The 15,708-nt window shown below is 71.3% G+C and carries 15 protein-coding genes; 3 read left to right on the plus strand and 12 right to left on the minus strand.

Features of this window, described 5'->3' with window-relative positions:
- Positions 1-85: 85 nt before the first annotated feature.
- Entirely contained in the window at positions 86-1,345 is a 1,260-nt protein-coding gene (locus tag ABZ707_RS24560; RefSeq protein WP_360178855.1) for a glycoside hydrolase family 18 protein, read from the plus strand.
- 72 nt (positions 1,346-1,417) lie between these two features.
- Here ABZ707_RS24560 and ABZ707_RS24565 read toward each other — a convergent pair whose 3' ends face one another.
- Positions 1,418-2,131, minus strand: a complete 714-nt coding sequence (locus ABZ707_RS24565) for a TetR/AcrR family transcriptional regulator (RefSeq protein ID WP_360178857.1) — start codon at positions 2,129-2,131, stop codon at positions 1,418-1,420.
- 215 nt (positions 2,132-2,346) lie between these two features.
- A complete protein-coding gene (locus ABZ707_RS24570; RefSeq protein ID WP_360178860.1) occupies positions 2,347-3,699 on the minus strand; it encodes a peptidase C39 family protein in 1,353 nt (450 codons plus the stop codon).
- 194 nt (positions 3,700-3,893) lie between these two features.
- Between ABZ707_RS24570 and ABZ707_RS24575 the strand changes: the two genes are divergently transcribed.
- Together ABZ707_RS24575 and ABZ707_RS24580 are read left to right on the plus strand one after the other, a co-directional pair.
- Complete coding sequence (locus tag ABZ707_RS24575) at positions 3,894-4,556, plus strand: hypothetical protein (RefSeq protein ID WP_360178863.1); 663 nt, start codon at positions 3,894-3,896, stop codon at positions 4,554-4,556.
- 360 nt (positions 4,557-4,916) lie between these two features.
- Positions 4,917-6,806 (plus strand): AAA family ATPase, encoded by a 1,890-nt coding sequence (locus ABZ707_RS24580; protein ID WP_360178866.1) that lies wholly within the window; start codon positions 4,917-4,919, stop codon positions 6,804-6,806.
- Between the two features lie 24 nt (positions 6,807-6,830).
- Here the strand turns inward: ABZ707_RS24580 and ABZ707_RS24585 are convergent, their stop codons facing one another.
- The 10 genes from ABZ707_RS24585 to ribD all read right to left on the minus strand — a co-directional run bounded on the left by ABZ707_RS24585 (position 6,831) and on the right by ribD (position 15,528).
- Complete coding sequence (locus tag ABZ707_RS24585; RefSeq protein ID WP_360178869.1) at positions 6,831-7,931, minus strand: hemolysin family protein; 1,101 nt, start codon at positions 7,929-7,931, stop codon at positions 6,831-6,833.
- Complete coding sequence (locus ABZ707_RS24590; RefSeq protein ID WP_360178872.1) at positions 7,928-9,319, minus strand: hemolysin family protein; 1,392 nt, start codon at positions 9,317-9,319, stop codon at positions 7,928-7,930. Before ABZ707_RS24590 ends, ABZ707_RS24585 begins: the two co-directional genes overlap by 4 nt.
- A gap of 196 nt (positions 9,320-9,515) precedes the next feature.
- Entirely contained in the window at positions 9,516-9,980 is a 465-nt protein-coding gene (locus ABZ707_RS24595; RefSeq protein WP_360178875.1) for a PH domain-containing protein, read from the minus strand.
- 24 nt (positions 9,981-10,004) lie between these two features.
- A complete protein-coding gene (gene hisG, locus ABZ707_RS24600; protein WP_360178878.1) occupies positions 10,005-10,853 on the minus strand; it encodes an ATP phosphoribosyltransferase in 849 nt (282 codons plus the stop codon).
- Between the two features lie 71 nt (positions 10,854-10,924).
- Positions 10,925-11,197, minus strand: coding sequence for a phosphoribosyl-ATP diphosphatase (locus ABZ707_RS24605; protein WP_319684669.1), 273 nt, complete (start codon positions 11,195-11,197; stop codon positions 10,925-10,927).
- Positions 11,198-11,268: 71 nt separating this feature from the next.
- Positions 11,269-11,754: a 6,7-dimethyl-8-ribityllumazine synthase gene (gene ribH / locus ABZ707_RS24610; RefSeq protein ID WP_360178882.1), complete on the minus strand. Its 486-nt coding sequence runs from the start codon at positions 11,752-11,754 to the stop codon at positions 11,269-11,271.
- 110 nt (positions 11,755-11,864) lie between these two features.
- Positions 11,865-13,205, minus strand: coding sequence for a bifunctional 3,4-dihydroxy-2-butanone-4-phosphate synthase/GTP cyclohydrolase II (locus ABZ707_RS24615; protein WP_360178885.1), 1,341 nt, complete (start codon positions 13,203-13,205; stop codon positions 11,865-11,867).
- Positions 13,202-13,852: a nicotinamide mononucleotide transporter family protein gene (locus tag ABZ707_RS24620; protein WP_360178888.1), complete on the minus strand. Its 651-nt coding sequence runs from the start codon at positions 13,850-13,852 to the stop codon at positions 13,202-13,204. Before ABZ707_RS24620 ends, ABZ707_RS24615 begins: the two co-directional genes overlap by 4 nt.
- A complete protein-coding gene (locus ABZ707_RS24625) occupies positions 13,849-14,457 on the minus strand; it encodes a riboflavin synthase (protein WP_360178891.1) in 609 nt (202 codons plus the stop codon). Before ABZ707_RS24625 ends, ABZ707_RS24620 begins: the two co-directional genes overlap by 4 nt.
- Complete coding sequence (ribD, locus tag ABZ707_RS24630; protein ID WP_360179093.1) at positions 14,458-15,528, minus strand: bifunctional diaminohydroxyphosphoribosylaminopyrimidine deaminase/5-amino-6-(5-phosphoribosylamino)uracil reductase RibD; 1,071 nt, start codon at positions 15,526-15,528, stop codon at positions 14,458-14,460. It lies immediately after the preceding gene.
- Positions 15,529-15,708 lie beyond the last annotated feature (180 nt).

The raw sequence follows: 15,708 nt of genomic DNA on the forward strand, positions 1-15,708 counted from the left end.
TGCCACGCCGATGTCCTGGCCGGCGGTGCCCACCAACGCCAGGCCGTTCCCCCCACTCGCTCTTCCTCCCCCACGAGGAGACTCCATGCTCAAGCTCCACCGCCCCCGCGCCGGGTTCCGGGCGCTGATCGCCACCGCGTGTACCGCCGCCCTCGGCGTCGCCCTGCTCTCCGGGGCGGGCACCGCCTCGGCCGGTGAGACGGACCGCGCCACGGTCTCCACCGTCGCCGCCGCGCCCGCCGCGGCCGGCGACAAGGTGGTCGGTTACTTCACCAACTGGGGTGTCTACGACCGGAATTACCACGTCAAGAACATCGAGACCTCCGGCTCCGCCGACAAGCTCACCCATATCAACTACGCCTTCGGCAATGTCACCGGCGGCAAGTGCGTGGTCGGGGACTCGTTCGCCGACTACGAGAAGGCGTACACCGCCGACCAGAGCGTGGACGGCACGGCCGACACCTGGGACCAGCCGCTGCGCGGCAACTTCAATCAGTTGCGCAAGCTGAAGGCGCTGCACCCCGGGCTCAAGGTCATCTGGTCGTTCGGCGGCTGGTCCTGGTCCGGCGGCTTCACCGAGGCGGCGAAGAACCCGGCCGCCTTCGCGCAGTCGTGCCGCGACCTGGTCGAGGACCCGCGCTGGGCCGATGTCTTCGACGGCGTCGACATCGACTGGGAGTACCCCAACTCCTGCGGACTGACCTGTGACACCAGCGGGCCTGCGGCCTTCAGGAACCTCGCGTCGGCGCTGCGTGACGCGTTCGGCTCCGATCTGGTGACGGCGGCCATCACCGCGGACGGTTCGGACGGCGGGAAGATCGATGCCGCGGACTACGCGGGCGCCGCGCGGTACCTCGACTGGTACAACCCGATGACGTACGACTTCTTCGGCGCCTTCGCGGCGCAGGGGCCCACCGCCCCGCACTCGCCGCTCACCTCCTACGAGGGCATTCCCACGGAGGGCTTCAACTCCGACGCGGCGATCACCAAGCTGAAGGGGCTCGGCATCCCGTCCGAGAAGCTGCTGCTCGGCATCGGCTTCTACGGCCGCGGCTGGACCGGCGTCACCCAGAAGGAGCCGGGCGGCACCGCGACGGGCGCGGCGCCGGGGACGTACGAGGCGGGGATCGAGGACTACAAGGTCCTGAAGAACACCTGCCCCGCCAACGGCACGGTCGCGGGCACGGCGTACGCCTTCTGCGGCAGCCAGTGGTGGAGCTACGACACACCGGCGACCATCGCCGGGAAGATGGCGTACAAGGACCAGCAGGGCCTGGGCGGCACCTTCCTCTGGGAGCTCAGCGGTGACACCGCCGACGGTGAACTGATCAAGTCCATCAGCTGACTGCCGCCCGGTCGCGGCAGGAGCGAATGACCCGCCGGGGGCGGGGTGCCTCGACGGCCCCCGTCCCCGGCGTCATGTCCCCGGCGAGTCCGTCATGTCTCCGGCGGGGTCCGTCACCGGACTCGCGGCGTCCGTGCGGCCGGTGAACGGCCGCCAGTGCGGGTCCACCGGTGGCGCCGGGCACTCCGGCGCGAACTCCTCGATCGTGTTCAGTGTGTGCCGCAGCATGCGCACCAGCAGATCGCGCGGGATCTCCAGGGTGAGCTCCTGATGTCCCAGCCATTCCAGCGTGAGCCACTCGACGCTGCTGAGCCAGCCGAGCAGCGCGAGCCGGGCGATGGGCGGGATGTCCCTGCGGCCGTAGGCGCCCTCGGCGACGGTGGAGACGAGGCCGGTGCGTACGGCGTCACGGATCGCCTGCACCTGGGTGTCGAAGCCGACGCCGCCCGTGATGATGGTGCGGTAGGCGGCCTCGTTGTGCTGCGCGAAGTACAGATACGCCTCAACGGTGCGCCGTACGCGTTCGGTACGCGACAGCTCCGGGTCACTGGCGGCGAGGGCGACCAGCTCCGCGACCGAGTCCTCGACGATGGCGAGGTAGTAGCCGCGCTTGTTCCCGAAGTAGTAGTAGATCAGCCCCTTGGCGACCCCGGCGTGCCGGGCGATGTCATCCATCGACAGCGCGTCGTACGAGGTGTTCGCGAACAACTTCCGCCCGGTCGCGATGAGTTCGGCGCGCCGCTCCTCGGAGCGTATGGACGCGCCGCGCTGTTGACTACGTTTCACATTCGCGTCCTGGTCTCCGGCTGCCTCAGAATCCCCGCAGTATCGCAGAGGCCGCCGACGGGCCCGAAGAACTGGTCCCGCACACCGGCGATCACCCCACTCCGCAGCACCTCCACACTCTGGCCACAACCGCATCAAGCGGGCAACGGCGCGGATCCCGCGCCGGCCGACCGGGAAAGCCGGGCCCCTCACCGTGTCGCGAGAGGCCCCCGGTCTCAGAGCAGGCCGACGGAGGTCAGCGCCGCCCTCTGCCGCGTGGTCGGCCGGGCCGGCCAGTAGACGTAACAGACCCCGCCGGTGCCGGACGCCACGCCGCCGGTCGCGTTGTACCGCTTGGTCCTGAGCCAGATCGTCTCCCACTCCCGGCGCCGGTAGACCCGCCGTACGGCGTTGTTGTCCGGCGAAGCGGGGTCGTTGGCGATGACATCGCCGCTGTCGGTGAAGCCGATCACGGTCATGAGATGGCCGGACGTGCCGTAACCGGCGCCCGTCAGCTCCTCCTTGAGGAAGGACTGCGAGGTGATCACGGGGATGCCCGCCCCGATCAGGGTCTCCACCTCGGAGAGCGAACCGAGCCGGGTGACGGCGGCGCTCAGATCCCGGTAGGTGGCGGCGTACGCGGCGTTGAAGGGCCAGTTGCCGCAGCCCTTGTACTGGTAGTCGTAGGTGAACCGGGCCGCGTGGCAGACCTGCGGGTCGGCGAAGGCGGGATTGACCCAGGCGAGTTCCCCGGCCGTGGGTGCGCGGCCCCAGGACTCGATGATCATCTGGGAGGAGGTGGGGCTGCACCACGCCTCGCCGCCGTTGTCGTACTCGGGGTACTGCCCGGTGTGGGTGTTCTGCGAGTAGCGCGGCACGGACAGCTCACGGGCCGGACCCGGTGTGGAGGCCGGGACGGTGAACCGGTCGGGGATGTCCGACGCCATGGCGCCGATCCGGTGCACGACGGGCGTGCGCCCGCTGCCCGGCGTGCGGTACAGGGTGAGGCGCAGCCGGTACGCGGTGAGGCGCAGCCCGGAGGCCGGGTCGTCCAGGGACAAGGTGTCGGTCCAGACGGTGCTGCGGCCGTCGGTCTGGTCGTCGACGGAGGTGCGCCGGATGTCGCCCTCGCCGTCTCCCGCGGTCCAGCGGCCCATCACGTACCAGGGGGTCTCCGTGCCGTCGCTGTAGTGGCCGCTCAGCTCGATCTGGAGCCAGGTGCCGGCCGGAGTCCGGGCGTTCCAGGAGGCGATCACCTCGGTGGCGGGGACCTTCGAGCGGTGCGAGGGCGAGGTCCAGCTCGCGTACTCCCAGGTGTCGGTCTTCCCGGTGTGCGGGTCGGTGTAGCCGGTACGGCCCGCGGGGACGTCGATGACCAGGGCGGGCCGGTCGCCGGCCACGGCCCGGGTGCCGCTGTGCGTACCGGAACGCCAGTCGGCGTACGAGGTCCAGAACGAGTTCTCCACGAGCGGCCCGACGCGGACGGATGAGGGCGGGACGGCGGCGTGGGCGGCGCCGGCCGCCCCGGCGCCGGCCGCGGCCGCGAGAGCGGCGGCGAGCACGGTTCTGCGCGAAGTGGGACTGGTCAAGGGAACCTCCGGTCGAAGGCGGAGAGACAACGGCTGCCCGGCAGTCGCCCACTATGGCGCCTCGCGCCGGGCTTCTGCCAGCGATTCGAGCCGCGTCGTCCCGGCAATATTGGTCTGCACCAGTGACATGACCTGCGGTGGTACTGCGGGACGCGGCCGGGGCCGGGAGGCGGGCGCCTCGTAGGCTGGGCCGGATGAACGGTCCCGAGGGCGCCGCGCCGCGCGCCGCATTCATCGACGACGCCGTGGTGTCGGAGCTGCGCGCCCTGCCGCCCTCCTGCGGTCCCGTGCGGCTGATCGCGGTCGACGGCCACGCCGGCTCCGGCAAGAGCACCTTCGCGACGCGGCTCGCGGCGGCGCTGGACGGCGCGCCCGTGCTGCGTCTGGACGACATCGCGACGCACGAGGAGCTCTTCGACTGGACGGAGCGGCTGGATGCACAGGTGATCGTGCCGCTCTCCCGGGGCGCGACCGCGCGCTACGCGCCGTACGACTGGACGCTGCGGCACTTCACGGCGCCGCGTTCCCTGCCCCCGGCGCCCCACGTGATCGTCGAGGGCGTCGGGGCCGGGCGCCGGGCGCTGCGGCCGTATCTCGCGCGGCTGTTCTGGATGGAGCGGGACGCGGCGGGGTCCTGGGAGCGGGGGCGCCGGCGGGACGGGCCCGCCCAGGCGGCCTTCTGGGACGGGTGGACGGCGGCGGAGACTCGCCATTTCGCGGCCGACCCGTCCCGTCCCTTCGCCGATGCCCTGGTACACGAGGGACGGGAGGGGTATGTGGTGCGTGTGGGGCGCCCTATGAACGCGGGACCGAACCAGCCCATCACCCACCGTGATCAGATGCCTCCGCCGCACTGAGCGCTCGGGAATCACCCCCGCGAGTGCCCCAACCCGGCTTGACCGGGGAGCAGGACAGGTCTTACGTTCTCATTGTGCGGCTTTTCGGAGCCGCCCCAGACGCGAAGCCCCCGGTTGTTCCCCCGTGATCGGGGGCTTCGTTCTGCCCTCTTCGCCGCTTTCCCGGCGCCGGGCCCCCTCCTCCGCTCACCGTGGGTCACCACCGCGGTCGCTCTCCAGTGCCCTTAGTCGCACACACTCTGCGCAGGTACGATGCCTCTCGGTGCGGTCAATTCCCGTCCGCGAGAAGGTGGTTCGGCACGCTGCCCACGGGCGCCCGCCCGGCGGGACATCACGGGGGCACGGTTTGTGGGGGACCTGATGGACACCGGCACGCAGGGCACGCAGGCCCCGGCCGACCTCGCCTGGATGCGTGGCGTGGACGCCTACACCATGGGGGCGTATCCCCAGGCCGAAGAGGAGTTCAGGGCCGCCGTACGGCTCGATCCCGCGATGGCGGACGGCTGGCTCGGGCTGCACGCGCTGCGGGTGGACACCACCACCGCGCTGCTCCAGATGTACCGTCACCGCGACCGCTTCGGCGAGCAGCGCACCCGCCACCGGCGCACGCTGAACTCCTGGTACTGGCTGGGCTGGTGGGTCCAGCCGGTGCTGGAGAGCGGGCGCGATCTGCTGCTCGCCCACGCCTCGCACTGGCTCGACGGCCGGCACGTGCCGGAGCTGGACCGGGCGCTCGCGGGCCTGCCGCCCGTCGACGCCGATCCGCAGGTGCGCTTCCTGCACGCCTGCCGCTCCTATCTGGTCAAGGACTGGGAGCAGTTGGTGCGCCACACCGAGGCGCTCGTGGACGACCCGCTGCTGGGCATCGAGGCGGGGCTGTTCGGCGGGATGGCCCGGGTCAGGCTTGAGATGTACGGGCAGGCCGAGCCTCTGCTGTCCACCGCTCTGATGCGCTGCCGCAGCGAGCAGCCGCAGCGCAAGGAACTGCGGTACTGGCTGGCGCGCGCCCATGAGGGCACCGGCCGCAGTGCGGCGGCCCTGCCCCTGTACCGGGCCGTGCACCGGCTCGATCCGGCGTTCATGGACACCGCGGCCCGGCTGGCGGCGATCACCGATTCCGACGGGTACGACGGCCCCGACGATCCGGTGGGCCTCGCCTCGGTGACCCTGGCCGGTTTCGGCCAGGACGCGGTGGACGCGCGGAGCGAGGCGGAGACCCCGCCCGGGTCCGGTCTGCTGGTCGACGGGGCGGTGGAGCCGCAGTTCGGCGGGGCCGGCGCGGCGGCCGACGACGTACGGGAGAAGGTCCCGCCACCGGCGCAGCCCGCTCCGCCGCCGTTCCCCGAGGGGCCGACCGATCCGGTGCTGCTCGCGGACGCCCTGGCGGAGCTGGAGCGGATGGTGGGCCTGGAGCCGGTGAAGCGCCAGGTCAAGGCGCTCTCCGCGCAGCTCAACATGGCCCGGCTGCGGGCGGGACAGGGGCTGCCGGTCCAGCCGCCGAAGCGGCACTTCGTCTTCTCGGGGCCCTCGGGCACCGGCAAGACGACCGTCGCGCGCATTCTCGGCCGGATATTCTACGCCCTCGGGCTGCTCGGCGGCGATCATCTGGTGGAGGCCCAACGGGCCGATCTGGTCGGGGAGTTCCTCGGCCAGACCGCCGTCAAGGCGAATGATCTGATCGACTCGGCGCTCGGCGGCGTGCTCTTCGTGGACGAGGCGTACAGCCTCGCCAACTCCGGCTACAGCAAGGGCGACGCCTACGGCGACGAGGCCCTCCAGGTGCTGCTGAAGCGGGCCGAGGACAACCGGGACCATCTCGTGGTCATCCTGGCCGGCTATCCGGAGGGCATGGACCGGCTGCTGGCGACCAATCCGGGGCTGTCCTCCCGCTTCACCACCAGGGTCGACTTCCCGAGCTACCGGCCGCTCGAACTGACCGCGATAGGCGGTGTCCTGGCGGCGGAGAACGGCGACGTCTGGGACGAGGAGTCGGTGGACGAGCTGCGCTCGGTCTGCGGGCACGTGGTCGACCAGGGCTGGATCGACGAGCTGGGCAACGGACGTTTCATACGCACGCTCTACGAGAAGAGCTGCGCCTACCGCGATCTGCGGCTCTCCGGCTACAGCGGTACGCCCACCCGTGACGATCTGGCCACCCTGCGGCTGCCCGACCTGATGCAGGCGTACGGCGAGGTGCTGTCGGGCCGCGGTCCGCTGAACCGCGGCCCCCAGGACCCGCCGGGGCCTTGACCGCCGCCGGGTCCCGGGGATCGCTCAGCGTGCCAGGACCTGGTCCGTCTGGTCGGAGCGCTGCTCACCGACCAGGGCCGCGGGCGGGACGCGCCGGCGGTGGGACGGGTCCCGCACCTCACCGACGAGCATTTCCAGTACGTCCTCCAGCGCCACCAGCCCGAGGATCCGCCCCGAGGCGTCCGCGACCTGGGCGAGATGGGTGGCGGCGCGGCGCATCACGGTGAGCGCGTCGTCCAGCGGGAGTTCCGCGCGCAGCGTCGCCATCGGCCGCCAGACGTGCTGCGGCACGGCCCGCTCGCCCGCCTCCAGGTCCAGTACGTCCTTGACGTGCAGATAGCCCATGAAGACCCCGCCGCTCTCCGCGCACACCGGGAAGCGGGAGTAGCCGGTACGTACCGTCAGCTCCTCGATCTCGCGCGGGGTGACCGCCGGGGTCACGGTGACCAGCGAGGCGTGGGTGAGCAGCACATCGGTGACGGGCCGGCTGCCCAGCTCCAGGGCGTCCTCCAGCCGTTCCTGCGCCTCGGGTTCGAGCAGTCCGGCCTGGCCGGAGTCCTCGACGAGCCGGTTGAGCTGCTCGCTGGTGAAGACGGCCTCCACCTCGTCCTTGGGTTCGACGCGGAAGGCCCGCAGCACCAGCCGGGCACAGGCGCCGAGACCGGCCGTGACCGGACGGCAGAGCCGGGCGAAGCCGACGAGACCCGGAGCGAGCCAGAGCGCGGTCTTCTCCGGGGCGGCCATGGCGAGGTTCTTGGGGACCATCTCGCCGATGACGAGGTGCAGGAAGACGACCAGAGCCAGGGCTATGACATAGCCCAGCGGATGGATCAGGCCCTCGGGCAGGTGAACGACGTGGAAGAGCGGCTCCAGCAGCCGCGCCACCGTCGGTTCCGCGACCGCGCCGAGCGTCAGGGAGCAGACGGTGATGCCGAACTGCGCGGCGGCCATCATCTGCGGCAGATGCTCCAGCCCGTGCAGTGTCTGTCTGGCACGGGCGGAGCCGCGCGCCGCGTGCGGTTCGATCTGGCTGCGGCGTACGGAGACAAGGGCGAACTCGGCTCCCACGAAGAAGCCGTTGGCCAGGACCAGCAGAAGGGCGAAGACGAGTTGCAGGGCGTTCACCGGGCGCCCTCCGCCATCACGGGGAGCACGGCGGGCGCGGCGTCCGGGGCCCCGGACGGGGCGGTGCCGGCCGGCGTGTCGGAGAGCCGTACGAGCCTGACCCGCTCGGCCCGGTAGTGGTCCACCTGACGGACCGAGAGCCGCCAGCCGGGCAGCTCCGCCTTGTCACCGGGGGCCGGGATGCGGCCCAGCAGATCGGCGACGAGGCCGGCCACGGTCTCGTAGGGTCCGTCGGGCACGTCGAGTCCGATCCGCCGGAGGGCGAGGACCCGGCAGCTTCCGTCGGCCTCCCAGGCGGGCCTGCCGTCCTCGGGTGCGACGGGGGCCAGTTCCGGCCGTCCGTCACCCTCGGCGTCGTGCTCGTCGCGGACCTCGCCGACCAGTTCCTCGATGATGTCCTCCAGGGTGACGACCCCGGCCGTGCCGCCGTACTCGTCGACCACGACGGCTATCGGCTGTTCACTGCGCAGCCGCTCCAGGAGCTGCTGCACCGGCAGGGTCTCGGGCACCAGGAGCGCCGGGACGGCGATCCGTCCGGCCTGGGTGCGCAGCCGTTCCGCCACGGGGACGGCGAGCGCGTCCTTGAGATGCACCATCCCCACCACCTCGTCGATCCGCTCCCGGTAGACGGGGAAGCGGGACAGGCCGGTGGCCCGGGTGAGGTTGAGCACGTCCGCCGCCGTCGCGTCGGACTGCAGGGCGCTCACCTTCACCCGGGGCGTCATGACGTGCTGTGCGGTGAGCCGGCCGAGTGAGAGGGTCCGTACGAACAGATCGGCCGTGTCCTGTTCGAGGGTGCCCGCCCGGGCCGAGTGACGGGCCAGGGAGACGAGTTCGCCGGGGGTCCGCGCCGAGGCGAGTTCGTCCGTCGGTTCCACGCCCAGCATCCGGACGAGACGGTTGGCGACCGTGTTGAGCAGGGAGATCACCGGCCGGAACAGCGTCGCGAAGAGATGCTGCGGGCCGGCCACGAACCGCGCGACCTGGAGCGGCCGGGAGACCGCCCAGTTCTTCGGGACCAGCTCGCCGACGACCATCTGGACGGCGGAGGCGAGCAGCATGCCGATCACCACCGCGACCCCGGAGACGGCCCCTTCGGGCAGCCCGGTCGCGGAGAGCGGCCCGTCCAGGAGCTGGGCGAGCGCGGGCTCGGCGAGCATGCCGACGACGAGCGAGGTGATGGTGATGCCGAGCTGGGTGCCGGAGAGCTGGAACGACAGCTCCCGCAGGGACGCGACGACCGTACGCGCGCGGCGGTCGCCCGCGGCGGCGGCGCGTTCGGCGTCGGAACGGTTCACCGTGACCAGGCCGAACTCGGCCGCCACGAAGAACCCGTTGGCGAGGATCAGAAGGAACGCTGCGGCGAGCAGCAGAAGGGGGATGGTCATGCCGCCGCCTCTTCGAAGGGGGCGGCGCAGGTACTACCGGACGATCCGTCCATTGCTGGAGGGAGTCACTCCTCGGGTCGCAGGGTGCCCCACGGGCCGGTCGTGGCCGTCGGATGCGGGGCGGGGCGCGCTCGGCGCCACCGCCACCAGAGTAAACAAGACCGGCCGGCAAATGGAGAGCAGGAGGGCGTGCGGCTCAGCCGTTGTCGGCGCCGGCGCCCCGGGCCTCGGCGAGCGTGCGCAGAGCGCGGGCATCACGGATGGCGTGCGCCTTGGCGATACCGGGCTGGATGCCCAGCACGGGCAGGCTGCTGCCGTCGCTGAGGTCCAGGAAGACCCAGGGGTCGCCGGGACGCAGATTGACCCGCAGGATCTCCGCCCAGGCCAGTCGGCGCGTACGGGTGAGGTTGACGATTGTCACACCGGTGGCGTCCGCGACGACCTTGGGACGGCTGAGCAGGGCCAGCACGCCGGAGAAGAGCAGGGCCGTGAGGATGAAACTCAGCCGCTCCCCCGCGCTGAGCTGCTCCAGCAACAGGCCGACGGCCGTGATCACGGCGAACATGACCGTGCCGACGCAGAGCAGGACGGCCCGGGTACGGGTCGGCCGGAAAGTGACCGGCAGCACGGGCGGTCCGGTCGGGGGCGCGGGGGCGGGCATGAGTTCTCGCTCTTCCGGGGGGCGTCAGAGACGGCAGGCGTGGATGGCGGTGGTGAGGATGGCGCGGGCGCCCAGCTCGTAGAGATCGTCCATGATCCGCTGCGCGCCCTTGGCCGGGACCATCGCGCGGACGGCGACCCAGCCCTCGTTGTGCAGCGGGGAGACGGTCGGCGACTCCAGGCCGGGGGTGAGGGCGACGGCGCGCTCCAGGTGCTCGGCGCGGCAGTCGTAGTCCATCATCACGTAGGTGCGGGCGACGAGGACGCCCTGGAGCCGGCGCAGGAACTGCTGCACCTTCGGCTCCTCGGTGTTCGCGCCGGTGCGGCGGATGACGATGGCCTCGGAGGTCATGATCGGCTCGCCGACCACTTCGAGGCCGGCGTTCCGCATCGAGGTGCCGGTCTCCACCACATCGGCGATCACCTGGGCGACCCCCAGCTCGATGGCGGTCTCGACGGCGCCGTCCAGGTGGACGACGGAGGCGTCGACGCCGTTGTCCGCGAGGTGCTTGGCGACGATGCCCTCGTAGGAGGTGGCGACGGTCATCCCGCCGAAGTCCTCGACGCTGCCGGCGGTGCCCGGCTTGGTCGCGTAACGGAAGGTGGAGCGGGCGAAGCCGAGCGGGAGGATCTCCTCGGCGCTCGCGCCGGAGTCCAGCAGGAGGTCGCGGCCGGTGATGCCGATGTCGAGCCGGCCGGAACTCACATAGATCGCGATGTCGCGGGGGCGCAGGTAGAAGAACTCGACCTCGTTGTCCGGGTCGACCAGGACGAGTTCCTTGGACTCCTTGCGCTGCTGGTAGCCGGCCTCATGGAGCATCGCCGACGCAGGCCCGGACAGTGAACCCTTGTTGGGGACGGCGATGCGCAGCATGAGGTCGGATTCCTTCGTGCGTAGGGGTGTGGTGGGCTCGGGCGGGCGGTGCGGGATGCCTGGGCGCGTGCTCAGAGATGGGCGTACACGTCGTCGAGGGAGATTCCGCGCGCCACCATCATCACCTGGACGTGGTAGAGAAGCTGGGAGATCTCCTCGGCGGCGGCTTCTTTGCCCTCGTACTCCGCGGCCATCCAGACCTCGGCCGCCTCTTCGACGACCTTCTTGCCGATGGCGTGCACGCCCTTGCCCACCAGTTCGGCGGTGCGGGAGGTGGCCGGGTCGCCGTTGGCGGCCTTCTGCTGGAGCTCGGAGAAGAGCTCCTCGAACGTCTTCTTGGACATGGTGACGCTCACTTTACGCGGCCGGGTGACAGCGGCGCGAAGCGCCTCCCGTCCCGCCGGAGGCGCCCTCCTCAGCGCCAGGGTTCGGCGACGGTGCGCAGGGTGGCCGCGGTGGCGACGGCGGCGGTGACCGCCTCGTGGCCCTTGTCCTCGTGCGAGCCCTCAAGGCCGGCCCTGTCCAGGGCCTGCTCCTCGTTGTCGCAGGTCAGCACGCCGAAGCCGATCGGCACCCCGGTGTCCACCGAGACCTGGGTCAGGCCCTGGGTCACGCCCTGGCACACATACTCGAAATGCGGGGTGCCGCCCCGGATGACAACGCCGAGCGCGACGATCGCGTCGTAGCCGCGCCCGGCCAGCACCTTGGCGACCACCGGAAGCTCGAAACTGCCCGGGACCCGCAGCAGGGTCGGCTCGTCGATGCCGAGTTCGCTCAGTGCGCGCAGCGCGCCGTCGACCAGGCCGTCCATGATCTTCTCGTGCCACTGTGCCGCGATCACGGCGACCCGGAGGTCTCCGCAGTTCTTCACACTCAGTTCGGGTGCGCCCTTGCCGCTCACATCGCTCCTTGAAGCTTGTTCTTGTCTGTTCTTGTCTGTGCTTGTTCAGGTCTTGCGGGTCTTGCTGGTCCTGCGGGTCCTGCTGGTCTCACGGATCTCGCGTACGGCTCCTACTGGTTGCCGCAGGCGGACACCCCGGCGGCGGCGTCCAGCCAGGGCAGGTCGTGCCCCATCCGGTCGCGCTTGGTCCGCAGATAGCGGAGGTTGTGCTCACCCGCCTGGACGGGCATCGGCTCGCGTCCGGTGACCCGGAGTCCCTGACCGACGAGGGCGGTGGTCTTGTCCGGGTTGTTGGTCATCAGCCGCAGGCTGTGCACACCGAGGTCTTCGAGGATCCGCGCGCCGGCCGCGTAGTCCCGGGCGTCGGCGGGCAGCCCGAGTTCCAGGTTGGCGTCGAGGGTGTCGCGACCGCGCTCCTGGAGTTCGTACGCCCGCAGCTTCGACAGCAGCCCGATGCCGCGCCCCTCGTGGCCGCGGAGATAGACGACGACTCCTCGGCCGGCCTCCGTGATGCGCTCCATCGACGCCTGGAGCTGAGGGCCGCAGTCGCAGCGCAGCGAGCCGAAGATGTCACCGGTGAGGCATTCGGAATGGACCCGGACGAGCACGTCCTCGCCGTCGCCGATGTCTCCGTGCACAAGGGCGACATGCTCCACCCCGTCGACCGTGGAACGGTAGCCGTAGGCGGTGAACGCTCCGAAGGCGGTGGGGAGCTGGACCTCGGCCTCGCGGCGGACGGACGGCTCGGAGCCGCGCCGGTAGGCGATCAGATCCTCGATGGAAATGATCGTCAGGCCGTGCTTGCGGGCGAACGGGATGAGATCGGGCAGGCGCAGCATCACCCCGTCCTCGCCCGCGATCTCCACGATCGCGCCGGCCGGCCGCAGCCCCGCGAGCCGTGCCAGATCGACGGCGGCCTCGGTGTGGCCGTCGCGTTCCAGCACTCCGCCGGGCCTGGCGCGCAGCGGGAAGACATGTCCCGGCCTGACGAGGTCGCCGGGCAGGGTGCCGCCCGCGGCGAGGAGCCGCAGTGTGGTGGCCCGGTCGGCGGCGGAGATACCGGTGGTGACGCCGTGTTCGGGGGCCCCGTCGACGGAGACCGTGAAGGCGGTGCGCATCGACTCGGTGTTCTGGCCGACCATCTGCGGGAGTTCGAGCCGGTCCAGCTCCGCGCCCTCCATCGGCGCGCAGATCAGGCCGCGGCACTCGCTCATCATGAAGGCGACGATCTCGGGGGTGGCCTTCTCGGCCGCGATGACGAGGTCGCCCTCGTTCTCACGGTTCTCGTCGTCGACGACCACGACGGGACGGCCGGCGGCGATGTCGCGTACGGCCTGCTCCACCGGGTCGAGGGCGAGACCCTCCGCGTTGTCGGCGGAGTACCAGGTGAACGGCGGCGGGTCGGTCGCGGGCGCGTCCGGGGCGGTGGCGCGCGGCGGGCGGCGGTTCATACCGCTGCTCCTTCCATGGGCAGGGCGTGGGCGCGGGAACGCAGCCACCAGTCGCGCATTCCCCACAGCACGAGAACGAGATAGATCACGTACACGAAGCCGGAGAAGGCGAGCCCGCTGCTGAACGCGAGCGGTACGCCGACGATGTCGACGAGCAGCCAGGCGAACCAGAACTCGACCAGGCCCCGGGCCTGCGCCACCATCGCGGCGAGGGTGCCGACGAAGATGTACGCGTCGGGCCAGGGGTTCCAGGACAGCTCGGGTACGGCGACGAACAGACCGCCCACGGCGAGGGTGCCGAGGGCCGTACCGCCGAGGAGCACGCCGCGCTCGCGCCAGGTGGCGAAGCGGACGGCGATCGAGCCGTCCTGCGCCTGCCGCCTGCCGCGCCGCCACTGCTGCCAGCCCCACAGGGCCACTCCGATGACCAGGAGTTGCTTGCCGACACCGCCGCTGAGCTGTGCGGAGGCATAGGCGCCGACCAGGATGACACCGGACAGGAACTGAGCGGGCCAGGTCCAGATCGAACGCCGCCAGCCGAGCGCGAGGGCGGCCAGACCGATGGTGTTGCCGATCATGTCGGACCACAGGATGTGCTGATCGAAGGCGGTGAACGCCTCACCGTTCAGCCAGGACAGAGCGCTCACAGTACGGACTCCTCGGATCCGGGGCCGAGCAGCCGCTCGACGTACTTCGCGATGACGTCCACTTCGAGGTTCACCGGGTCGCCGGGTCCCTTGATGCCGAGGGTGGTCAGCGCGAGAGTGGTGGGGATGAGGCTGATGGTGAAGTAGTCGGGGCCGGCCTCCACAACCGTGAGGCTGACGCCGTCCACGGTGATCGAGCCCTTCTCCACGACATAGCGCGTGAGTCCTGCCGGGAGGGAGATCCGGACGATCTCCCAGTGGTCGGAGACCTCGCGCCCGACGATGGTGCCGGTGCCGTCCACATGTCCCTGGACGATGTGCCCGCCGAGGCGGTCACCGACGGCCATCGGCCGTTCCAGGTTGACCTTCGAGCCGGTTTTCAGCGCGCCGAGGCTGGAGCGGTTGAGCGTCTCCGCCATCACATCGGCGGTGAACTCACCTTCGTCGAGACCGACAACGGTGAGGCAGACGCCATTGACGGCGATCGAGTCGCCGTGCTTCGCGTCCTCGGTGACGACGGCGCCGCGCAGCCGGAAACGGGAGGAGTCACCGAGGTTCTCGACGGCGGTGACCTCACCCAGTTCTTCGACGATTCCGGTGAACACTCAGTGCTCCTTCGTAAGGGGTGTGGCGGGCTCGGGGACGGCGGTGACGCGCAGGTCGGCGCCGATCCGGACGCTCTCCGTCATCCGGAGTCGCAACGCCTCGGCGATGGTGGTGATTCCGGCGCCGGAGAGGGCCGCGGGACCCGCGCCGAGCAGGACCGGGGCGAGATAGCCGACGACCTTGTCGACGGCGCCCGCGGCGACGAAGGACCCGGCCAGGGCCGGGCCGCCTTCGAGGAGTACGGAGCGGACACCGCGCTCGTAGAGGGCGGCCAGCAGGGCCGGGACGTCCAGTCCCCGGGCGGCGCGGGGCAGCCGTACGACGTCCTTGAGATGTCCGGCGTCGGCGTCCTCGGCGACGGCGATCAGGGTGGGCGCGGCGTCGTCCAGGACACGGGCGCCGGGCCGGACGGCGGTGGCCTCGGTGTCGACGACGACGCGCAGCGGCTGCACGGCGCCCTCGATGCCGCGTACCGCGAGATGCGGGTCGTCGGCGCGGGCGGTGCCGGAGCCGACCACGACCGCGTCGGCCTCGGCGCGCAGCCGGTGGACATCGGCGCGGGCCTCGGCGGAGGTGATCCAGCGGCTGGTCGAGTCGGCGGCGGCGATCCGGCCGTCCAGTGTGGCCGCGTACTTCCACAGGACATGCGGGCGTCCGCGCCGTACGGAGGTGAGCCAGGCGGTGTTGCCCGCCTCGGCCTCCTCCGCGAGCAGCCCCGCCCCGGCCGTGATCCCGGCCGCGCGCAGGGTGTCCGCGCCGCCGCTGGCCTGCGGGTTCGGATCGGCGACGGCGTACACGACGCGGGCGACACCGGCGTCGATCAGCGCCTGGGCGCAGGGGCCGGTGCGGCCGGTGTGGGCGCAGGGTTCGAGGGTGACGTACGCCGTGCCGCCGCGGGCGCGTTCCCCGGCGTCCCGCAGCGCGTGGATCTCGGCGTGCGGGCCGCCCGCGCGCTGGTGGAAGCCTTCCCCGGCGAGCTGTCCTGAGGCGTCGAGGATCACGCATCCGACGACCGGGTTGGGGCTGGTGAAGCCGAGTCCGCGAGCGGCGAGCGTGACGGCTCGGCGCATGGCGTCGATGTCGGTGACGGGTTCGGCTTCCGTGACCACCGGGTCCTCCTGCCTCTTCGGGCACGGACTCCGGGGCCTGTCGATGATGACAGAGAAGCGGGAACACACGCGGGAACGCCGAGGCCGGGAAGTTGGTTCGTCCGAGAACGACCCACCGACGGTGGCGTACCGGTGACGGCC

It is taken from the genome of Streptomyces sp. NPDC006923, assembly GCF_040635655.1.
Taxonomy (GTDB): Bacteria; Actinomycetota; Actinomycetes; order Streptomycetales; family Streptomycetaceae; genus Streptomyces.